Annotated in this window: 16 protein-coding genes, 1 tRNA gene and 2 pseudogenes; 14 read left to right on the forward strand and 5 right to left on the reverse strand. The window is 54.4% G+C overall.

Annotation, left to right across the window (positions count from 1 at the left end; genetic code table 11):
* Positions 1–73 precede the first annotated feature (73 nt).
* Both KHU29_RS07245 and gluQRS read left to right on the forward strand, forming a co-directional pair.
* Positions 74–1,039: a LysR family transcriptional regulator gene (locus KHU29_RS07245; RefSeq protein WP_211452166.1), complete on the forward strand. Its 966-nt coding sequence runs from the start codon at positions 74–76 to the stop codon at positions 1,037–1,039.
* Complete coding sequence (gene gluQRS / locus KHU29_RS07250) at positions 1,032–1,925, forward strand: tRNA glutamyl-Q(34) synthetase GluQRS (RefSeq protein WP_211452167.1); 894 nt, start codon at positions 1,032–1,034, stop codon at positions 1,923–1,925. Before KHU29_RS07245 ends, gluQRS begins: the two co-directional genes overlap by 8 nt.
* Before the next feature lie 40 nt (positions 1,926–1,965).
* Here the strand turns inward: gluQRS and KHU29_RS07255 are convergent, their stop codons facing one another.
* The 4 genes from KHU29_RS07255 to KHU29_RS07270 form a co-directional block, all read right to left on the reverse strand.
* A complete protein-coding gene (locus tag KHU29_RS07255) occupies positions 1,966–3,534 on the reverse strand; it encodes a DEAD/DEAH box helicase (RefSeq protein WP_246541646.1) in 1,569 nt (522 codons plus the stop codon).
* Between the two features lie 257 nt (positions 3,535–3,791).
* The gene (tsaD, locus tag KHU29_RS07260; protein WP_211452168.1) at positions 3,792–4,817 is read right to left on the reverse strand and encodes a tRNA (adenosine(37)-N6)-threonylcarbamoyltransferase complex transferase subunit TsaD; all 1,026 of its coding nucleotides are present in this window, start codon (positions 4,815–4,817) and stop codon (positions 3,792–3,794) included.
* 77 nt (positions 4,818–4,894) lie between these two features.
* Positions 4,895–5,086, reverse strand: a complete 192-nt coding sequence (locus KHU29_RS22330) for a zf-HC2 domain-containing protein (RefSeq protein WP_211452169.1) — start codon at positions 5,084–5,086, stop codon at positions 4,895–4,897.
* 126 nt (positions 5,087–5,212) lie between these two features.
* The gene (locus KHU29_RS07270) at positions 5,213–5,794 is read right to left on the reverse strand and encodes a sigma-70 family RNA polymerase sigma factor (protein WP_211452170.1); all 582 of its coding nucleotides are present in this window, start codon (positions 5,792–5,794) and stop codon (positions 5,213–5,215) included.
* 197 nt (positions 5,795–5,991) lie between these two features.
* On the opposite strand from KHU29_RS07270, the gene ybiB reads away from it, so the two are divergent.
* From ybiB to dnaG, 9 genes and pseudogenes are all read left to right on the forward strand, one after another.
* Positions 5,992–7,002, forward strand: a complete 1,011-nt coding sequence (gene ybiB / locus KHU29_RS07275; protein WP_211452171.1) for a DNA-binding protein YbiB — start codon at positions 5,992–5,994, stop codon at positions 7,000–7,002.
* Positions 7,003–7,310: 308 nt separating this feature from the next.
* Positions 7,311–8,519, forward strand: a complete 1,209-nt coding sequence (locus tag KHU29_RS07280; RefSeq protein ID WP_211452172.1) for a cation:proton antiporter — start codon at positions 7,311–7,313, stop codon at positions 8,517–8,519.
* A gap of 11 nt (positions 8,520–8,530) precedes the next feature.
* Positions 8,531–9,733: a YbdK family carboxylate-amine ligase gene (locus KHU29_RS07285; protein ID WP_246541647.1), complete on the forward strand. Its 1,203-nt coding sequence runs from the start codon at positions 8,531–8,533 to the stop codon at positions 9,731–9,733.
* 32 nt (positions 9,734–9,765) lie between these two features.
* Entirely contained in the window at positions 9,766–10,962 is a 1,197-nt protein-coding gene (locus KHU29_RS07290; protein ID WP_211452174.1) for a BaiN/RdsA family NAD(P)/FAD-dependent oxidoreductase, read from the forward strand.
* 94 nt (positions 10,963–11,056) lie between these two features.
* Positions 11,057–11,257, forward strand: a pseudogene (locus KHU29_RS22505) (Wzz/FepE/Etk N-terminal domain-containing protein); the annotation flags it as partial.
* A gap of 3 nt (positions 11,258–11,260) precedes the next feature.
* Entirely contained in the window at positions 11,261–11,926 is a 666-nt protein-coding gene (locus tag KHU29_RS07295) for a hypothetical protein (RefSeq protein ID WP_246541649.1), read from the forward strand.
* Positions 11,927–12,084: 158 nt separating this feature from the next.
* Complete coding sequence (gene rpsU / locus KHU29_RS07300; RefSeq protein ID WP_005665410.1) at positions 12,085–12,297, forward strand: 30S ribosomal protein S21; 213 nt, start codon at positions 12,085–12,087, stop codon at positions 12,295–12,297.
* A 206-nt stretch (positions 12,298–12,503) separates the two neighbouring features.
* Positions 12,504–12,953 carry a GatB/YqeY domain-containing protein gene (locus KHU29_RS07305; protein WP_211452176.1) on the forward strand — a complete coding sequence of 150 codons (450 nt, stop codon included), beginning with the start codon at positions 12,504–12,506 and terminating at the stop codon, positions 12,951–12,953.
* A gap of 60 nt (positions 12,954–13,013) precedes the next feature.
* Positions 13,014–14,810: a DNA primase gene (dnaG, locus tag KHU29_RS07310; protein ID WP_211452177.1), complete on the forward strand. Its 1,797-nt coding sequence runs from the start codon at positions 13,014–13,016 to the stop codon at positions 14,808–14,810.
* 291 nt (positions 14,811–15,101) lie between these two features.
* Here dnaG and KHU29_RS22145 read toward each other — a convergent pair whose 3' ends face one another.
* Positions 15,102–15,422: a hypothetical protein gene (locus tag KHU29_RS22145; protein ID WP_246541651.1), complete on the reverse strand. Its 321-nt coding sequence runs from the start codon at positions 15,420–15,422 to the stop codon at positions 15,102–15,104.
* Between KHU29_RS22145 and rpoD the strand changes: the two genes are divergently transcribed.
* The 3 genes and pseudogenes from rpoD to KHU29_RS07330 all read left to right on the forward strand — a co-directional run.
* Positions 15,379–17,616, forward strand: a complete 2,238-nt coding sequence (gene rpoD / locus KHU29_RS07315) for an RNA polymerase sigma factor RpoD (protein ID WP_343216035.1) — start codon at positions 15,379–15,381, stop codon at positions 17,614–17,616. The genes KHU29_RS22145 and rpoD overlap by 44 nt on opposite strands.
* A 183-nt stretch (positions 17,617–17,799) precedes the next feature.
* Positions 17,800–17,878, forward strand: a tRNA-Ile gene (locus KHU29_RS07320).
* Positions 17,879–18,272: 394 nt separating this feature from the next.
* Positions 18,273–19,124, forward strand: a pseudogene (locus KHU29_RS07330) (helix-turn-helix domain-containing protein); the annotation flags it as partial.
* Positions 19,125–19,165 lie beyond the last annotated feature (41 nt).

Below are 19,165 nucleotides of genomic sequence, written 5' to 3' on the forward strand. Positions count from 1 at the left end.
TCAATTTATCTGAATGAAATTTTTGCAACTATTTGCGACAATTTTCTTCAAAATCCTTACTCGCCAAGCAGCAATGAACCTGACGCTAGAAGCACTGCAAGTTCTCGACACGATCGCCCGCAAAGGCAGCTTTGCTGCTGCAGCCATCGAACTGGATCGCGTTCCGTCGGCACTCACTTATAGCGTCCGCAAGCTGGAAGAAGACTTGGACGTCCTGCTCTTCGACCGCCGCGGTCATCGCGCGAAACTGACTGACGCCGGTCAGGAATTGCTGACTGAAGGCCGCCATCTGCTGCTGGCCGCGCAAGAGCTGGAACGGCGCGTCAAACGTGCCGCGACCGGCTGGGAAGTGGAGTTGCGCATCGTCCTCGACAGCATCATCCCGTTTGACAGCCTGCTGCCGCTGATCGCTGCCTTCGATCGCCAGAATGCAGGCACCCGCCTGCGTTTTTCGCACGAGGCTTTGTCGGGCGTGTGGGAAGCGTTATTGTCGGATCGTGCCGACCTGGCGATTGGCGCCCCCCAAAGCGGCCCCGACAGCATTCGCATGAGCGGCGGTTTCCAGATCCGCCAGCTAGGTACGTTTGACTGGGTCTTCGCGATTGCCCCCGGCCATCCCTTGGCAAACGCGCCAGAACCGCTTACCGCCAGCCTGATCCAGCAATATCGCGCGGTAGCGGTTGGCGACACCGGCCGCACCCTGCCCAGCATTACATCCGGCCTGTTAAGCGGGCAAGATATCCTGACCGTGCCCTCCATTCCGGCCAAACTGCAGGCCCAGCTCAGCGGCCTTGGCTGCGGCCATTTGCCGCGCTGGATGGCAGCGCCCTATTTTGCATCAGGCGCATTGATCGAAAAACAAACCATTGAAGCCAAACCCAGCGACAAGACGCAAATCGCCTGGCGCACGCCGGTCGTGGGGAAATCTCTCAAATGGTTCATTGCGCAACTCAGCGACCCTGCGATTCAGCACAGCCTGCTTGGATCGCCAGTGCCAGCATCGGCGCCACATCATCACGAATCGACCAACAATGTCTAATCAAGCAAATTATATCGGCCGCTTCGCCCCCTCGCCCACCGGACCTTTGCATGCCGGTTCGCTGGTTGCGGCGATGGCCAGCTACCTGGATGCCAAGGCCAATCGCGGCCGCTGGCTGTTGCGGATGGAAGATGTCGATGAGGCCCGCACCGCGGCAGGTGCGGCGGAATCGATCCTGGCAGATCTGGACACATTAGGCATGCATTGGGATGGCGAAGTAGTGTTTCAAAGCCAGCGTACGGGATTGTACGAAGCGGCATTCGACCGCCTCGGGCGATTAGCCTATCCATGCGGTTGCACGCGCCGTGAGATTGTCGACTCCCGCATCTGCGTGGCGGCCGACGGTGCGGCAGTCTATCCGGGCACTTGCCGCGACGGCCTGCCAGTTGGCAAGCCGGCACGCGCTTACCGCCTGCGGGTACCTGATCCGGGGCATATCGATGAACTGATTATTTTTGACGATCGCTGGCTTGGCCGCATGCAGCAACACCTGGCGATAGAAGTGGGAGATTTCGTGCTGAAACGCGCGGATGGTTTTTGGGCTTACCAGCTCGCGGTGGTTGTCGACGATGCCGATCAAGGCGTTACGCACGTGGTGCGCGGCGCCGATTTGCTGGATTCGACCGCACGTCAGATTTACCTGCAGCGCCAATTGAAACTGGCAACGCCGCAATACCTGCACGTTCCGGTGATCACCAATGCGGATGGCGAAAAACTATCCAAACAGAACGGTGCGCAAGCTATCGACATCAAGCAACCGCTGCTTGCGCTGAGCAAGGCTGCCTGGTTCCTGGGGCTGGATGTCGGACAAGTAGACAGCGTCGCCGCGTTCTGGCCGCTGGCGACGACGGCATGGGCGAATCTCGAAATGACTCGCCAGAGCTGAAAACCTTACTGGCAAGCTTATTGGCAACTTACTGGCAACCTTATTGGCGCTTCGGCAAGCCGCCCAGCAAGGCTGCCAACTTCACTTTTGGCGGTTTGCTCACGCCACCTGCCGGCGTTACGTTAGACGCTGCCACTTCAGCCACGAGCGTCGGTTCGTAAGGCTTGAGGAACCATGGATCGATTTTTTCCCTGCGCGAAGGCGAAGTCGGGGTCGAAGTATAAGCACTACGTGTGTGCTGCAAGCTGCGGCCAGACGGCGCACCGCGGCCGTCGCTGCCACGTTCACCGCTGCGATCGCTACGCCGATCGGAACCGCGCCCGGAACGCTCACGCTCGCCGCTTGACGGCTTGGCCACAAATCCTGTCAGCTCGGCGCGGACGAATTTGTACTTGATCATTTTTTCGATATCAACCAGCAAGCGTTCGTCCTTGTCGGCATATAAGGAAATGGCATCGCCGGAAGCGCCGGCACGGCCGGTACGGCCAATCCGGTGCACATAATCTTCGGCGTTATACGGCAAATCAAAATTGATCACGCATGGCAGTTCGGCGATATCCAGCCCACGCGCGGCGACATCGGTCGCCACCAGCACTTCGATCTCGCCCTGCTTGAATGCTTCCAGCGCCGCCATCCGTTCATTCTGCGTCTTGTCGCCATGAATCGCCGAAGCCTTGACGCCTTCGTTTTCCAGATGACGGGCCAGTTTCGATGCGCCGATTTTGGTATTTGAAAAAACGATTACCTGCTTCAGATTGCGCTCGCGAATAATGTACGACACCGCCTCTGCCTTGGCTTGCTCATTGACGTGGTACATGGTTTGCGTCACGTTGTCGGCAGTTGCGTTGCTGCGCGCCACTTCGATCGTCACGGGATTTCTAAGGAACGTGGACGCCAGCTTTTTGATTTCGCCCGAGAACGTGGCAGAGAACATCAGGTTCTGCCGCTCTTTCGGCAACAGGTTGATGATGCGCTGCAAGTCAGGCAGGAAACCCATGTCCAGCATGCGATCGGCTTCATCCATCACCAGGATTTGCGTCTGCGACAGGTTCAGCGTCTTTTGCTGGACATGGTCCAGCAGGCGTCCTGGCGTAGCAATCACGATTTCGATGCCTGAGCGCAAAGCCGCGGTTTGCGGCGCGATATCGACGCCGCCGAACACCACGGTCGACCGCAACGGCGTATGGCGGCAATAGGCCTTGACGTTCTCAGCCACCTGATCGGCCAGTTCGCGCGTAGGAGTCAGAATCAAGGCGCGCACCGGATGTCGCGCCGGCGAGGCGCTGTTGTTGGCATGCGCCAGCAGCAACTGAATGATAGGCAAGGAAAAACCGGCAGTCTTGCCGGTTCCTGTCTGTGCCGCACCCATGACATCGCGCCCTTGCAATACCACCGGAATCGCTTCTGCCTGAATCGGGGTTGGATGGACATAACCCTGATCGTTCAACGCACGCAAGATATCCGGGGACAACCCGAAGTCTGCAAAACGGACGGTGGGCGTGGTTGGCACTGCTGGATCAGCATGAATCTCAGCATGAATCTCAGCTTGAATCTCAGCTGGAATTTCAGCTTGCTTGTCAGACTGTATCTCGGACTGTATCTCGGACATGGTAGTTGGCGGCCTTCGGTGCAATATGCACTCCAACAAAGGCACTATTTGCTCTCAATTGAATTCGTGAATTTCGTGTCGGCCCATTGACAGCGGTCAGTCCTTGCCAGGACAAACAACCGCGCCGTCATTCAAGCCAAATGATTGTGGACGTGCCATAACGGGCACTACAAGTCGGATTATTACTTTGACATCATTGCCGACATGTTTTATACCACAGTCGCGCATTATACGCCTAGCTGGGAAATTGCTCAGGTTCAGATCCCGAGCTCATTAAGCGGCCAGCGCGGCCGGACATTGAATCCATATGAACGCTGCGCCGCCTGCGGATTGATTTGCAAGCGCATCGCGCCGGCAAAGGCGATCATGGCGCCGTTGTCGGTACAAAACTCCAGTTCCGGGTAGTACACCCGGAAGCGCCGCTTTTCAGCTGCGGTATTGAGGGCGCTACGCAATTGCTGGTTAGCGCCCACTCCGCCCGCAATCACCAGGCGTTTGAGGCCGGTCTGCTTGAGAGCTGCCAGGCATTTGGCCAGCAACACCTCAACCAATGCGTCGACAAAGGCACGCGCGATATTGGCCTTGTCTTGCTCACAAATATTGGTCGTATGATTTTTGACAAGAGTCAGTACTGCCGTTTTGAGACCGGAGAAGCTGAAATCCAGATTTTTCGAATGCAGCATCGGCCGCGGCAACTGATACACCGATGGATCGCCGAATTCAGCCAGACGTGAAATCGCGGGACCGCCAGGATAGCCGAGGCCAAGCAACTTGGCCGATTTATCGAACGCTTCGCCGGCAGCATCGTCCAGTGTTTCCCCCAACAAACTATATTGCCCGACACCATCAACCCGCATCAATTGCGTGTGACCGCCCGACACCAGCAACGCAACGAACGGAAATTTTGGCGGATCGCTAGCCAACAGCGGCGATAACAAATGCCCTTCCAGGTGATGCACGCCCAGCACGGGTTTATCCAGCGCCAGCCCAAGGCCGCAAGCGATCGATGCACCTACCAGCAGCGCACCGGCCAAGCCCGGTCCCTGGGTATAGGCGAGGGCATCGATATCATGCCGCGCGATGCCGCTTTCGGCCAGCACTTGCTGCAGCAGAGGAATCGCGCGCCGGATGTGGTCGCGCGAAGCCAGCTCCGGCACCACGCCGCCGTACTGCTCATGCATCGCTACTTGCGAATATAAGGCGTGAGACAGCAAGCCGCGCTCGGTGTCGTAGAGCGCAAGGCCGGTTTCGTCACAGGAAGATTCAACGCCGAGAACAATCATGGGTGGGGCAATATTTATACAATGCCGCATTGTAAAGGAAAGCGCGGCCGACGCACGAGGCAATGCACGGGCGTCAATTAATCCTTGCCCAGTTGCTGCATCGCCTGACGCATGAAAGCCAGTTGCCGCGAAAATCGGGTGCAAGCGGTGCAGGTCCACAGATGTATGCGGACCCGAATCCGGGTTAATGGCGATAAATTGCTATCCTGTGCCTGAGACAGGAGTAATTGCGTATCGCGACAGTGGGGGATCAAACGCTTATATGACATAAATATGACATAAAAATAAATTAACTGGCTTGGCGAGCTTTTCGGTAGCAATGAATAGTCGCGCCACGGATGCAATACTTACAATGAAATTCGGATTATCTTATAGCTTGTCTCAAGATCGGCGGTTCAAGATTGCACGCCGAACCAGTTCAATTGCAAGCATTCCCGTAGCCGGGCACGTGCCCGGTATAGCAGTACCCACGCATTCGCAGCGGTGATATCCAGTTCTTTACAAATCGCCTCGGTATCCAGCTCCAGCCATTCCCGCATCATGAAAATACGTCCGGTTTTGGCTGGCAATTTGTCGATGCACAGTTGCAAAATATCGAAAAACTCCTTGCGCTCCAGTGTCTGGTCGGGACTTCCCCAACTGGGCGTTGCTTCCACCGCGTGCCCTCTAGATGCAAATAAAGCATCGATCATCTCGGCGTCGCTACGGTCATCGTCATCGTCGGTATTCAGCAGCTGTGTGCTCAACTGTACTTCGCGCTTGCCCCGTCGCAGTTGATCCAGCAATTTGTGTTTAAGGATGCCAATGACATAGGTTTTGAATGAAGACTGCTGCTGAAAACGGTCTGGATGCTCAAGCACCGCGAGGATGGTTTCCGAGACGGCATCTTCGGCCAGAGCGTCATTGCGCAACTGCAGCGCGGCAAAACGCACTAGTTGCGGTCGCAATGTTTCAAGCAGGCTAGGATCAAATGCCATATAAACCCGGATAGGAAAAACCAAGAAAAAATCAAGAACGAGCACCGGCTCAGCCAAACTCCCCGCAGGCCTGTTCGACAGGCGAAGATTTTACCTGATGGCCATCAACTAAGGCTGGTAAAGTAAAATCGCTGCATATTTGTCCCGCTTGTGTCCACCTTCATTCATTGCCCGCAAACCTCGATCGTTACCTATATATGAAAAATATTCCGCCAGCCGAACCGTTCCCCGCCGCTCGCTTCATCAAGGAAATCGGGCGCGGGAAGGATGGCGCGCGCAGCCTGTCGCGCAACGATGCGCATGATTTATACGCTGCCATGCTGGATGGTCGCGTCTCTGATCTGGAACTGGGCGGAATCCTGTTGGCGATGCGCATCAAGGGCGAATCGGTAGAGGAGATCGCCGGTTTTCTGGAAGCAGCGGAAGCGTCATTTACACAAATATCGCTCGCGGCCGATGCGGACGCAAACGCTGCAAGCGCCCGGCAGTACGCACCGGTTGTCATCCCCAGCTACAACGGCGCGCGCCACATGGCCAACCTGACCCCTTTGCTGGCGATGTTGTTGGCGCGTGAAGGCGTACCGGTGCTGTTGCATGGCGTTTTGACAGATCCCGGCCGCGTCACCAGTGCCGAAGTTTTTCAAGCGCTGGGCCAGCCGATCTGCAGCAGCATCGAGCATGCACAGCGATGTTTTGCCAAACACCTGCCAGCCTTCATGCCGATTGATGCGCTGGCGCCGAAAATGGCAAGGCTGCTCGCCATGCGGCGGATTCTCGGCGTCCGTAACTCAACCCACACGCTGGTCAAGATCATGCAGCCGTTTGTGATTCCTGCCCTGCGCCTGAGTTCGTACACGCATCCGGAATATCTGGCGATGCTGACTGCTTATTTCACGACTACCGCTGCGGCTGAACGCGGAGATGTGTTTTTAATGCGCGGCACTGAGGGTGAAACGGTAGCCAATGCCAGGAAGGCGCAAAAAATCGACTGGTTACATGGCGGCACCCAAACCACGCTGGTAGAGAAACAAAACATCGCCGACGAAATCCCGCCCCTGCCCGAGCAGCGCGACGCCGTCACTACCGCTAGCTGGATACAGCAGGCACTGGCGCAAAAGGAGTTGATTCCGAAACCGATTGCCGAACAGGTCGAACAATGCCTGAGGGTTTCCCATGCTCTGTACATGCAATACAATGAATCACAGTAGTCAACAAACGGCAATTCCCCAAGGGAACTAATTCTTTCGAGGAAGAACAAACACCATTGATTGACGATGCCAAGAGCAGATACATGTACTATCTGGCAGCCGACCGCTCACTGGTGTTGTCGTTAAGCGTTTCATATTGCGAGCATTCTTAGGTTAAAGCTTAAACAGATTCGATAGCGCAACGCAAATATAATCAAGCAAGGAGAGTGCGCCTGGCTGTTAAGTAGGTAGTTCGCCCCATTCATCTGCCATACGGCAACTTGTCCAGCAGTCGTCCTTTGCTGCAAGACTAACTTTCTGGAGGATCCATGGATTGGACTCTTCCGCCCTTTGCGCTAGCACAGCCCATTCAATGGAATGCGCTGTTACTGTTCGGCAGCTTGCTGCTGTTCGGGCTGGTGGGCGGTCATATCGTAACAAAAAACCCTTGGTTTCCACGCATCACCGGTTACTTGATCGTCGGCTTTTTGCTAGGTGTCGGCGGACTCGATTTGTTGTCCGGCGATGTGCTCAAACTGGCGAACATTTTTGCCGACATGGCGATGGCGCTGGTGGTATATCAGCTGGGACGCTATGTCGATATCGGCTGGCTGCGCCGGGAAAAATGGTTGCTGGCGACGGTCGTCCTGAGCGCCGTATTATGTTTCGCGTTCGTCAGCGGCGCACTGATCTGGTTTGGCACCTCCAAGGTACTGGCATTGCTGGGCGGCGTGCTGGCCATCGCCACTGCGCCGGCGGTAGTCATGGTGGTTGTGCGCGACCTCAAGGCGGAGGGCCAGGTGACGCGTCGCCTGGCCGCCATGACCGCGCTGAATAATTTTGTCGCGTTGCTGGCCGCCTATGCCTTGCTGCCGGTTGTCGCACATGAAAGCGCCACCCCATTCGGTACGTTGCTGGCGCATACCTTGTACTCACTGTGCGGATCGCTGATATTGGCGTATCTGACTTATCGCCTGATGATCCCGCTGGCGCGCTTGCTCGGGCGCCAGCCGAGCCGCCAGTTCGTGCTGGTGATCGCCGTCATTACCCTGGCGATTGGCGCGGCGCACGCACTGCAGCTGCCTATATTACTGACCATGCTGATCTTCGCCATCATGTCGAAGAATCTTGATCATCAGTATGATCTGATGGAGCTCGAGTTTGGTGTCGCCAATGAATTGTTCATCGTGATGTTGTTCATCACGATAGGCGCTTCGATCCGCTTGTCCGATCTGTCGATGGTGGGCGCGTCGGTTGCCGTACTCATCGCGGCACGCTTTCTGGCCATGGCTTGCGGCGTCTTTACGTTTGCGCATTTCGCCAAGATGAAATGGAAACAGGCGGCGCTCATTACCTTGGGGACGTTACCCATGACGGAGGCTGGACTGGGATTGATGCAAACGACTGCCTATCTCTATCCAACCACCACTGCCGATGTCTTGCCGCTGCTGGCCGGTTGCCTGATTGTGCTGGAATTGCTGGGGCCGATAGCGACTCAATTTGCCTTGATCAAATCTGGAGAAAGCGGACGCGAATGATGGATAAGGCCATGAATGAAAATACCAAAGACGGCAGCACAGGCGGAGAAACTCGATCCGAAGCACCTGGCCTGCCGTTTACAAGCTCCAACCCTTTCACGATGGGAATTGAGCTCGAACTGCAACTGGTGAATCGCCGCAACTACAACCTGGCCAGCGATGCCGTTGATCTGCTGACCTGGATCGAACCGCGCGACTTGCAAAAGCAGATCAAGCTGGAAATGACGCAGGGCATGATCGAATTGAATTCAGACGTGCACACCCGGGTCGACCATCTGATCGACGAACTGAAAGGTTTGCGCGCTGCGCTGAACCGGGGCGCGCACTATCTGAATATCGACGTCTCCGGCGGCGGTGCGCACCCCTTCCAGCACTGGAACGAACAACGGATTACACCTAGCGAACGCTTCCATCATCTGCATGAAAAATACGGTTACCTGGCAAAGACATTCACCGTCTTCGGCCAGCATATCCACGTCGGCGTGCCAAACGGCGACGACGCGCTCTACCTGACGCATGCGTTTTCGCGCTTCGTGCCGCATTTCATTGCGCTCTCGGCCGCCTCGCCGTTTTATCAAGGTGCGGACACCAAATTCGAATCATCGCGCAGCAATGTGGTGCGCGCATTCCCGCTATCAGGAACCGCGCCGACACTGACTCGATGGACCGATTTCGAATCGTATTACGATGAATTGCTGCGCATGGGGATCATCGGCAGCATGAAGGATTTTTACTGGGACATCCGACCCAAGCCGGAATACGGCACGGTTGAAATCCGCGTTTGCGACACGCCACTGACGATTGAGCACGCAGCGCACCTCGGGTGCTATGCGCAATTGCTGGCTCGCTGGATTTTGACGGAACGGCCGTTTGTCATCACCAACGATTTTTATCTGCTGTATCAATACAATCGCTTCGAAGCCAGCCGTTACGGCCTGAACGGCTCCATAGCGTTGCATGGCAACAACCCGGCCGACTCGTCAAAATTACCGATCTACCAGCATCTGCTAGACCACCTGCAGGACTTGCAGCGGTATACTCAGAACGAAGCTGAGCAACTGACCATAAAGCGCCTGCGCCACATGGCAGAAGACCGCCTCAGCGATGCCAACTGGCTCAGGCAGACATTTACCCAGCGCGGCTCGCTCAATGACATGATGCGCCTGTCGTCGGAACTATGGATGGGGCAGCAGCCGCCGCCGTATTTCCAGTAACGTGGTTTTAAATATTATTTCAATAAGATTCGATGCAAAAACAATTTGATGTCGCCGTCATCGGCGCCGGCGCTGCAGGCATGATGTGCGCTGCTGTAGCCGGTCAACGCGGGAAAAAAGTCGTCCTCATCGATCACGCCGCCAAACTGGCGGAAAAAATCCGCATCTCGGGCGGTGGCCGCTGCAACTTCACCAACATCAACGCCGGACCGCAAAATTTTCTGTCGCAGAACCCGCATTTTTGCAAAAGCGCCCTGTCGCGGTACACGCCGCAAGATTTCCTCAGCTTGATGAAACGCTATCGGATTGGCTATCACGAAAAACACAAGGGGCAATTGTTCTGCGACGATTCCTCAGAGCAGGTGATCGCCATGCTGAAAGCCGAGTGCGATCTGGGCAATGTCAGCTGGCGCATGCCTTGCAGCGTTGCCAATGTGGGTAAGAGCGGTGATCTGTTCAGGATTGACAGTAGTGTGGGAGAAATACTTGCGAGCAATGTGGTCATCGCTACCGGCGGCTTGTCCATTCCCAAAATCGGCGCCACCGATTTCGCTTATCGCATCGCCCGTCAATTTGATTTGGGTGTAATCGAGCCTCAGCCCGGCCTGGTGCCCCTGACTTTCGATGTAGCCGCTTGGCAGCCATTTTTGCCGCTAGCGGGCATTGCGTTGCCGGTCGAAGTCGGAACCGGCGATAAAAAAAGCCGCGGCGAATTCAAGGAAGACTTGCTGTTCACGCATCGCGGGCTATCAGGGCCGGCGATCCTGCAGATTTCCAGCTTTTGGAAGGCTGGCACCCCCCTGTCATTGAATCTTCTGCCTGAAATTGACGTCGTTAGCACGTTAATTGAAGGCAAAACCTCGGTTAAAAAAAATCTTGGCAACGTCTTCGCACAATGGCTGCCAGCACGGCTAGCGCACGGCATCATCGAGGCCAACAAGCTGGATCCGGCAGCGCGCCTGGCAGACATGCCAGACCGCCTGCTGCGAAATTTGGGGGATGCAATCAATCGCTGGACCATCTTGCCCAATGGCTCTGAAGGATATCGCAAAGCCGAAGTTACCCTGGGCGGGATCGATACCAGGGAACTATCGCAGCAGAGCATGATGTCCAAGCAGGTCAATGGTTTGTATTTTATTGGCGAGGCAGTAGACGTCACAGGATGGCTGGGCGGCTACAACTTCCAGTGGGCCTGGGCGTCGGCTACTGCGGCAGGGCTGGCAATTTGACCATAAAAATGGACATCTACTGCCTCGCAAGCAGTAAAATCACGCTACATAATTCAATACAATTAATAAAATCTATTAGAGATATTACTTTCCTATGCCCAATAATTTTTCACACAGTACTGACGCAACACAACTCGAAAATACCGAACTGATTGATCTGAACGCAATATTTGGCAGTTTCAAACGTCATTGGCTAGTTTTGCTGGGGTGCATTATCATCGCCCTGATAGCGGCAGTCGCACTCAAATTCTCCATGCCGCCCCAATGGCAGGCATCAGCAACCATACAAGTTGGCCAATTGCCAATCAACCCAACGACTTTGATCGAACCTACGGCACAAGCTGCCGAGCGCTTCAAACAGCGCCAATTACAAGATCAGGCATTGACTGCGATCGGCCTTCCTTTAAATGAGGACAGCGACGACCGTACCCGCCTGTTCCGCAAAACACTTAAAGCTACTCCCGGGAAAAATACCGATTTCGTGGATATCAGCGTTGCCGGCTTTTCCCAGGAAGATGCTAAAAACAACTTGAACTCGGCAGTGCAGGCACTGGTTAACACGCACAAGACACGTTTGGCGCCCATGGTGAAAAACCTGAATGATCGCCTTGAGGCCAACACGCGTGAAATGCTGCAGGCAACAACCGAGAAAGCCCGCATGGAAGCCACTCTCAAGAATGCGGCCAGCACCGCTAGATTCGAGCCAAGCGTGGTGGCTATCAACGTGCTGGCAAAACAGGATGACCTGATACGCAGCCTGACAACCGAACAAGCCGCCTTGGTGGATCTGCGCACAAAAACTGACAGTTTCCCGACCATGTTGATAGACGCCATTTTCGTACCGGTAAAGCCTTATTTCCCAAAACTTTCGATGTTTCTCACCATTGGACTGATTCTCGGGGCAATAATAGGCGCCGCTGTAGCCCTCTTCCTGGATCGTAATCGCCTCAAAGCGTCGTCATAAGCGCTGTTAATGGTGTTGCAGCTAATGTTGCAATTAATGTTGCAATTAATGTTGCAAATAAGCGGCAAGATTAAATCGTCGCAGGATAAGACTTCCATTTATTGGCTTTCCCCGCTATAATCTCGTTCTTCCCTACACAAACATTGGTTTGAATTTACATGACCACAATTCGTCTTAAAGAAAATGAGCCCTTCGAAGTTGCGATGCGTCGCTTCAAGCGCACTATTGAAAAAACAGGTCTGCTGACTGAGTTGCGTGCACGTGAATTTTACGAAAAGCCAACTGCAGAGCGCAAGCGCAAGCTGGCAGCTGCTGTAAAACGTCATTACAAACGCATTCGCAGCCAGCAATTGCCGAAAAAACTGTACTAATATTTGTACTAGTTCTTCACCGCATACAAATCTTGGTGCGGCTGACTGAATCGCGTTACAAACCCGCTCCGGTGTTGCTCCGCAGCGGGTTTTGCCGTTTATCGCGCCATCAACGGTAGCCTTGTACGGTTGTACGGCCGCCATCGTCATCGCGTATTTTTGTTTTTCCGATTTCAAATGAAAAACACCACCGAATGGAGAACTGCATGGGCTTGAAAGAACAGATCACCGAAGACATGAAGGCCGCGATGCGTGCCAAAGAGACTGCAAAACTGGGCACCATCCGCCTGATCACCGCAGCAATCAAACAAAAAGAAGTGGATGAGCGCATCGAACTGGGCGACACCCACGTGCTGGCCATCATCGAAAAGATGATCAAGCAACGCAAAGACTCGATCAGCCAGTTTGAAGCCGGCGGCCGCCAGGATCTGGCCGATATCGAAAAAGCCGAGCTGGTTATCCTCGCCAACTACATGCCGGCAGGCCTGACAGACGCTGAAATCCAGGCCGAGGTGGCGGCAGCCGTCGCGGCCAGTGGCGCTGCCGGACCGCAGGACATGGGCAAGGTCATGGCCATCCTGAAACCTAAGCTGGCCGGCCGCGCCGATATGACTGCGGTCTCGGCGCTGGTGAAAGTCGCATTGACTAAAGCCTGATCGCTTGATTGCCCAACAAACACATAAACACGTCAACACGCCGCCCGCCCTCAAGCCTACGTGATCCCTCAATCCTTTATTCAAGACCTGCTCAACCGCGTCGACATTGTCGATGTGGTGGGCAAGTACGTGCAATTGAAAAAAGGCGGCGCCAACCTGATGGGCTTGTGCCCTTTCCACAACGAAAAATCACCTAGTTTTACGGTGAGTCCGACCAAACAGTTTTATCACTGCTTCGGGTGTGGCGCGCATGGCACGGCGATCGGCTTTCTGATCGAATATTCCGGCCTTGGCTTCGTGGAAGCGGTGAAAGACCTGGCGCAAGGCGTCGGCATGACGGTGCCGGATAACGACGACAAGATCCCGCCGGCACAACGCGCCGAATACCAGGCAAAGAGTCTGGCCCTGTCCGACGCAATGAGCGCTGCCTGCGATTTTTATCGACAACATTTGCGCACCGCACCACATGCTGTCGACTATTTGAAGCGGCGCGGCCTGACTGGCGAGGTTGCAGCAAAGTTCGGGCTAGGTTATTCACCAGACAACTGGGATAGCTTACGCCAGGTATTCCCTGACTATGAAGTGACTGCCTTGGTCGAATCCGGCCTGGTGATCGACCGAACTGATGAAGATGGCAACAATCGCAAGCGCTATGACCGCTTTCGCGATCGCATCATGTTTCCAATTCGCAACACCAAAGGACAAGTTATCGGTTTTGGCGGCCGCGTATTGGATGGCGGTGAACCGAAGTACTTGAATTCGCCGGAAACACCCTTATTTCAGAAGGGTAACGAGCTATATGGTTTGTTCGAAGCGCGCCAGGCAATCCGCGATGCGGGTTATGTGCTGGTGACCGAAGGCTATATGGATGTGGTGGCGTTGGCTCAGCTGGGATTCCCGCAGGCAGTGGCCACATTGGGAACCGCCTGCACACCGACCCATGTGCATAAATTGCTGCGCCAGACTGATCATGTAGTCTTCAGTTTCGATGGCGATCGTGCCGGTCGCAAAGCAGCGCGGCGTGCTTTGGACGCCTGCCTGCCCCATGCGACCGACAATAAAGTCATCAAATTCCTGTTCCTGCCGCAGGAACACGACCCGGACAGTTTTGTACGGGAAATGGGAGCGGAGGCATTTGAGCGCCAGATTCATGACGCCATGCCGTTATCGCAATTTTTATTGAACGAGGTCACGACCGAAGCCGATTTGAACACATCCGAAGGACGGGCACGGGCGCAATACGACGCCAAGCCATTGTTGCAATTGATGCCACCCTCATCGTTGCGGCTGCAGATCGTGCGTGGCCTGGCGCAGTTGACGCAATCGACGCCCAACGAAATCGAGTCCTTGTTTGAACTGGCCAAGCCGATCGCTACCGCGCGCCGCGCACCACCGCGTAGCAACCGGCCGGCGCCAGTCGGACTGGAGCGGCAAATCATCCGTTTGCTGGTCGCCCACCCGGCGTTCGCTTCGGAACTGGATGATGCGGCACTGGATGCTGTAGCGCACTTTGCACCGGATCGGGCAGAAATGCTGGCGCGCCTGATCACCGCCAGCCATGCGATGGGCGAACAAGCCAATTTCGCAACGTTGGCTGAACATTTACGCGAAGGCGGCGAGGATTTTGAATCATTGATTGCAGAAATTGCAGCAGAATCGGAATCCGAAACCGAAGCGGCGCGATTAGAACTGGCGGGCGCAATTCGCCAGACTAAAATGAAGATATTGAAAGACGAACTCGATCAGTTGGCAGCAACCGGACTTGGCAATGAAGAAGCGCGCAATCGCTATCGGGAATTGATGCAAAAACAAGAACAGTTGCGGCGCGAGGCTGAAGCGGAAATGAATTTGCGTTAAAAATTTGCTTGAAATATAAGCGGATCGATGCAAAAGAGGGAAATCCGGCAGCACAATGCGGCCGCTTCCATTGGAGGAAAGGCCCTCCATATGCTATAATTAAAGGCTTTAGATTCAACACCTTAGGCTTAGCCAAATTGGGCGTTGAATTGAGTTGGATTGATAGTAGCACCAGATTGATTTAGATGGATAGGACGTAACGAGGAAAGAACCGGCGCTCAGGTGATTCTGTCAGCGATTCAGGCTTATCAAAATTCAACGGACAGAGTACAGGCAGCTGCTGCACGCAAATCAGTGTAACCAATTGGTATTTGATTCCATGGCGAATGCAATGAAGAGACCAGCGAAACCCCTGACACTTTCTGTAAAAAATGCGAAGCCGGCAGCGGCCAAGGCCAAAACAAGCAGCTCTTCCTCAAGCGCGAAATCCACCGTTAAAAAGACGGCAGCTTCACCCAAAACGGCAGTGAAGCCCGTTAGCAAGAAGGTAGTTTCTAAAGCAACTGCAACGACCACGAATGCATCAAGAGCTGTTGCAAAACCAGTATCTGTGAAATCGAAAGCCCCTGTGACAAACAAGAAACCACAACTCAAAGTCGTCAAATCATCCAAAAACGCAGCGGCAGCTCCAGTTAAAGCCGACGTCAGCGTGATGATTGGATCAGGCGTAAGTCAAACCACGGATGCCGCAACTTTGGCGGCGATTGATACTTCCGGCTATATCTTGCCGTCGGTGAAGGTACCGGGACGTCGTGGCCGCAAGCCAAAAGAATTCCAGCCGGAAAACGACGAAGTCGCGGCACTCAATGCCGTCGAGCGCGCTGAACTGAAAGCGGTCGACAAGGCCAAGGCGAAAGATCGCAAAGCCAAGGAAAAGGCATTGCTGAAAGACGCCTTCTCGTCCGATACCGAAGCTAGCGAAGAAGAACTCGAAGCCCGCCGTCAAAAGCTCAAGACCCTGATCAAGATGGGTAAAGAGCGCGGCTTCCTGACCTTCGCCGAAATCAACGATCACCTGCCTGAAAACATTATCGATCCGGAAGCCATCGAAGGCATCATCGGTACTTTCAGCGACATGGGTATCGCCGTTTCCGAACAAGCGCCAGACGCAGAGACTTTGCTGCTGTCCGATAACGTTGCCACCGTCGCCAGCGACGACGATGCAGAGGCAGCGGCAGAAGCTGCGCTGTCTACCGTCGATTCAGACTTCGGCCGCACCACCGATCCGGTCCGCATGTACATGCGTGAAATGGGTTCGGTCGAACTGCTGACGCGCGAAGGCGAAATCGAAATCGCCAAGCGTATCGAAGACGGCTTGAAGGACATGATCCAGGCGATTTCCGCCTGCCCGACAACCATCGCCGAGATTTTGCTGGCTGCCGACAAGATCGGCAAGGACGAGATCAAGATTGACGAAATCGTCGATGGCCTGGTCGACCCTAACCAGACTGACGAAGCCGCAACCGCCAGTGCAGCAGTAGCTGCCACCGACGACGACAGCGAAGAAGACGAAGAAGAGGAAGAAGAAGCCGAGGAAGAAGATGACGCCAGCTCAACCTCTGGCGCTGCCGGCTTCTCGGCCGAACAACTTGAACAATTGAAACGCGATGCACTCGGCAAGTTCGAGACCATCTCGACCCAATTCGACAAGATGCGCAAGGCTTTCGAAAAAGAGGGTTACAACTCGAAGCCTTACGTCAAAGCACAGGAAATCATCTCGAATGAATTACTGGGGATTCGCTTTACTGCCAAAGTCGTCGAAAAATTGTGCGACACCCTGCGCGGCCAGGTCGATGAAGTGCGTCAGATCGAACGTCAGATCCTTGATGTCGCGGTGAACAAGTGCGGCATGCCGCGCCCGCATTTCATCAAGGTTTTCCCTGGCAACGAAACCAATCTTGACTGGGTCGACGGTGAAGTCAACGGCAACCATGCATACAGCACCGTGCTCGGCCGTAACGTACCTGCAGTGAAAGAGTTGCAGCAGCGCCTGATCGATTTGCAAGCACGCGTCGTGTTGCCGTTGCCGGATCTGCGTGGCATCAACAAGAAGATGGGCGCCGGCGAGAGGAAAGCCCGGATGGCCAAGCGCGAGATGACCGAAGCCAACTTGCGGCTGGTGATCTCGATCGCGAAAAAATATACCAACCGCGGGCTGCAATTCCTGGATCTGATCCAGGAAGGCAATATCGGCTTGATGAAAGCAGTCGACAAGTTCGAATATCGCCGCGGCTATAAATTCTCGACCTATGCAACCTGGTGGATCCGTCAGGCCATCACCCGTTCGATCGCCGATCAGGCCCGCACCATCCGTATTCCGGTGCACATGATCGAAACGATCAACAAGATGAACCGCATCTCGCGTCAGATCCTGCAGGAAACCGGCGCCGAGCCGGATCCGGCGACTCTCGCGATCAAGATGGAAATGCCGGAAGATAAAATCCGCAAGATCATGAAGATCGCCAAAGAACCGATTTCGATGGAAACACCGATCGGCGACGACGATGATTCCCATCTCGGTGATTTCATCGAGGATAACAACACGCTGGCGCCGGCGGATGCGGCTTTGCATGCATCGATGCGCGGTGTGGTGAAAGATATCCTTGACTCGCTGACCCCACGTGAAGCGAAGGTATTGCGGATGCGCTTCGGGATTGAAATGTCGACCGACCACACATTGGAAGAAGTCGGCAAGCAATTCGACGTGACACGTGAGCGGATTCGTCAAATAGAAGCCAAAGCGCTGCGCAAGCTGCGCCATCCATCGCGTTCCGACAAGCTGAAGAGCTTCCTCGAAGGTAATTAAGATTATTCGTGAATCATTCAGTGTTTTTTGAATGTTTTTTGGATGATTCGCGATAATTCAACTACCGTTCATTCAGGTATTTTTCTATAATACGGGATTGATTTTAAGATGCTGTAGTGCGGTTAAGCGGATATGTCTTCTGCAGACGCCGTAAGCACGGCAACTACAGCGCCCTGAGGAATTGGGCCCCTAGCTCATGCTTGGTTAGAGCAGCGGACTCATAATCCGTTGGTGCCCAGTTCGACTCTGGGGGGGCCCACCATATAAAACAAAGGGTTACGTTTACACGTAGCCCTTTGTCATTTCTATAGGTCCAACGAAGGGTCAACAGAGATTTAGTTGCGCCAACGGATTCAGACGTTTTGTCTCTTGCAAATGATCCGGCGAAAGATGAGCGTATCGTCATCGTCAAACTATGGTGCCCCAAGATTTTCTGCAAAGCGAAAATATTGCCACCGTTCATAATAAAGTAGCTGGCAAATGTATGCCGAAGCACATGAGTCAACTGCCCTTTGGGCAATATCAATTTCGCGATCTTTACGTGTGGTAGTTCCGACTTGATCGGACAGTAAGGCCTTGCCAAAGGGTGGGGTTACCCGGTTTGATAGAGGTGCGAATCTTTATTAAACCGCGCGTAAGCGCCAAGGAGTAACCCCATGCGTAGTGTTCCTCAGAATGTCATCAAGCACAAGGTCGGCCTGCTCAATCTTGCAGCAGAACTTGGAAACGTGTCTCGCGCCTGCAAGGTGATGGAATTTTCCCGCGACACGTTTTATCGCTATCAAACGGCAGTAGAAACAGGTGGTGTGGATGCCCTGATTGACGCCAACCGTAGAAAGCCCAATCTCAGAAATCGCGTTGAAGAAGCCACTGAAGTGGCCGTAGTTCAATTCGCCCTGGAACAGCCGGCATTCGGCCAAGTTCGTGTATCGAACGAACTGCGTAAGCGTGGTGTTTTTGTTTCCCCATCCGGTGTACGTTCTGTCTCGCTACAGCGCGACTTGGAATCGTTCAAGAAGCGTCTTTCAGCGCTGGAGCGGCACGTTGCCGAAACTGGCGAGGTTCTGACCGAAGCGCAGGTCGCCGCGCTGGAGAAGAAACTGGAAGACGACGTGGCGCACGGAGAGATCGAGACGGCCCATCCTGGCTATCTTGGCAGCCAGGACACCTTCTATGTCGGCACCATCAAGGGCGTGGGGCGCATCTACCAGCAGACCTTCGTTGATACGTATTCGAAGTGGGCAGCGGCCAAGCTCTATACAACGAAGACGCCAATCACCGCCGCCGATCTGTTGAATGACCGGGTGTTGCCGTTCCTGGCAGAACAGGAAATGGGCTTGATCCGCGTGCTGACCGACCGTGGTACCGAATATTGTGGCAGGCCGGAAGCCCATGATTACCAGCTCTATCTAGCCCTCAATGACATTGAGCACACCAAGACGAAGGTTCGACATCCGCAGACTAATGGAATCTGCGAGCGCTTTCATAAAACCATTCTGCAGGAGTTTTAAGTTATCACTTTATTCCCGGTAAGAATAATAAGAATATT

Source organism: Collimonas antrihumi (assembly GCF_018304965.1).
GTDB lineage: Bacteria > Pseudomonadota > Gammaproteobacteria > Burkholderiales > Burkholderiaceae_D > Collimonas > Collimonas antrihumi.

Coding starts and splice junctions, on each gene's coding strand:
- KHU29_RS07255 (WP_246541646.1), bottom strand. CDS start 3,534: ATGTCCGAGATACAGTCCGAGATACAGTCTGACAAGCAAGCTGAAATT.
- KHU29_RS22330 (WP_211452169.1), bottom strand. CDS start 5,086: ATGTCATATAAGCGTTTGATCCCCCACTGTCGCGATACGCAATTACTC.
- rpsU (WP_005665410.1), top strand. CDS start 12,085: ATGACCACAATTCGTCTTAAAGAAAATGAGCCCTTCGAAGTTGCGATG.
- KHU29_RS07305 (WP_211452176.1), top strand. CDS start 12,504: ATGGGCTTGAAAGAACAGATCACCGAAGACATGAAGGCCGCGATGCGT.
- KHU29_RS07290 (WP_211452174.1), top strand. CDS start 9,766: ATGCAAAAACAATTTGATGTCGCCGTCATCGGCGCCGGCGCTGCAGGC.
- tsaD (WP_211452168.1), bottom strand. CDS start 4,817: ATGATTGTTCTCGGCGTTGAATCTTCCTGTGACGAAACCGGCCTTGCG.
- KHU29_RS07285 (WP_246541647.1), top strand. CDS start 8,531: ATGAATGAAAATACCAAAGACGGCAGCACAGGCGGAGAAACTCGATCC.
- KHU29_RS07280 (WP_211452172.1), top strand. CDS start 7,311: ATGGATTGGACTCTTCCGCCCTTTGCGCTAGCACAGCCCATTCAATGG.
- KHU29_RS07245 (WP_211452166.1), top strand. CDS start 74: ATGAACCTGACGCTAGAAGCACTGCAAGTTCTCGACACGATCGCCCGC.
- ybiB (WP_211452171.1), top strand. CDS start 5,992: ATGAAAAATATTCCGCCAGCCGAACCGTTCCCCGCCGCTCGCTTCATC.
- KHU29_RS07270 (WP_211452170.1), bottom strand. CDS start 5,794: ATGGCATTTGATCCTAGCCTGCTTGAAACATTGCGACCGCAACTAGTG.
- gluQRS (WP_211452167.1), top strand. CDS start 1,032: ATGTCTAATCAAGCAAATTATATCGGCCGCTTCGCCCCCTCGCCCACC.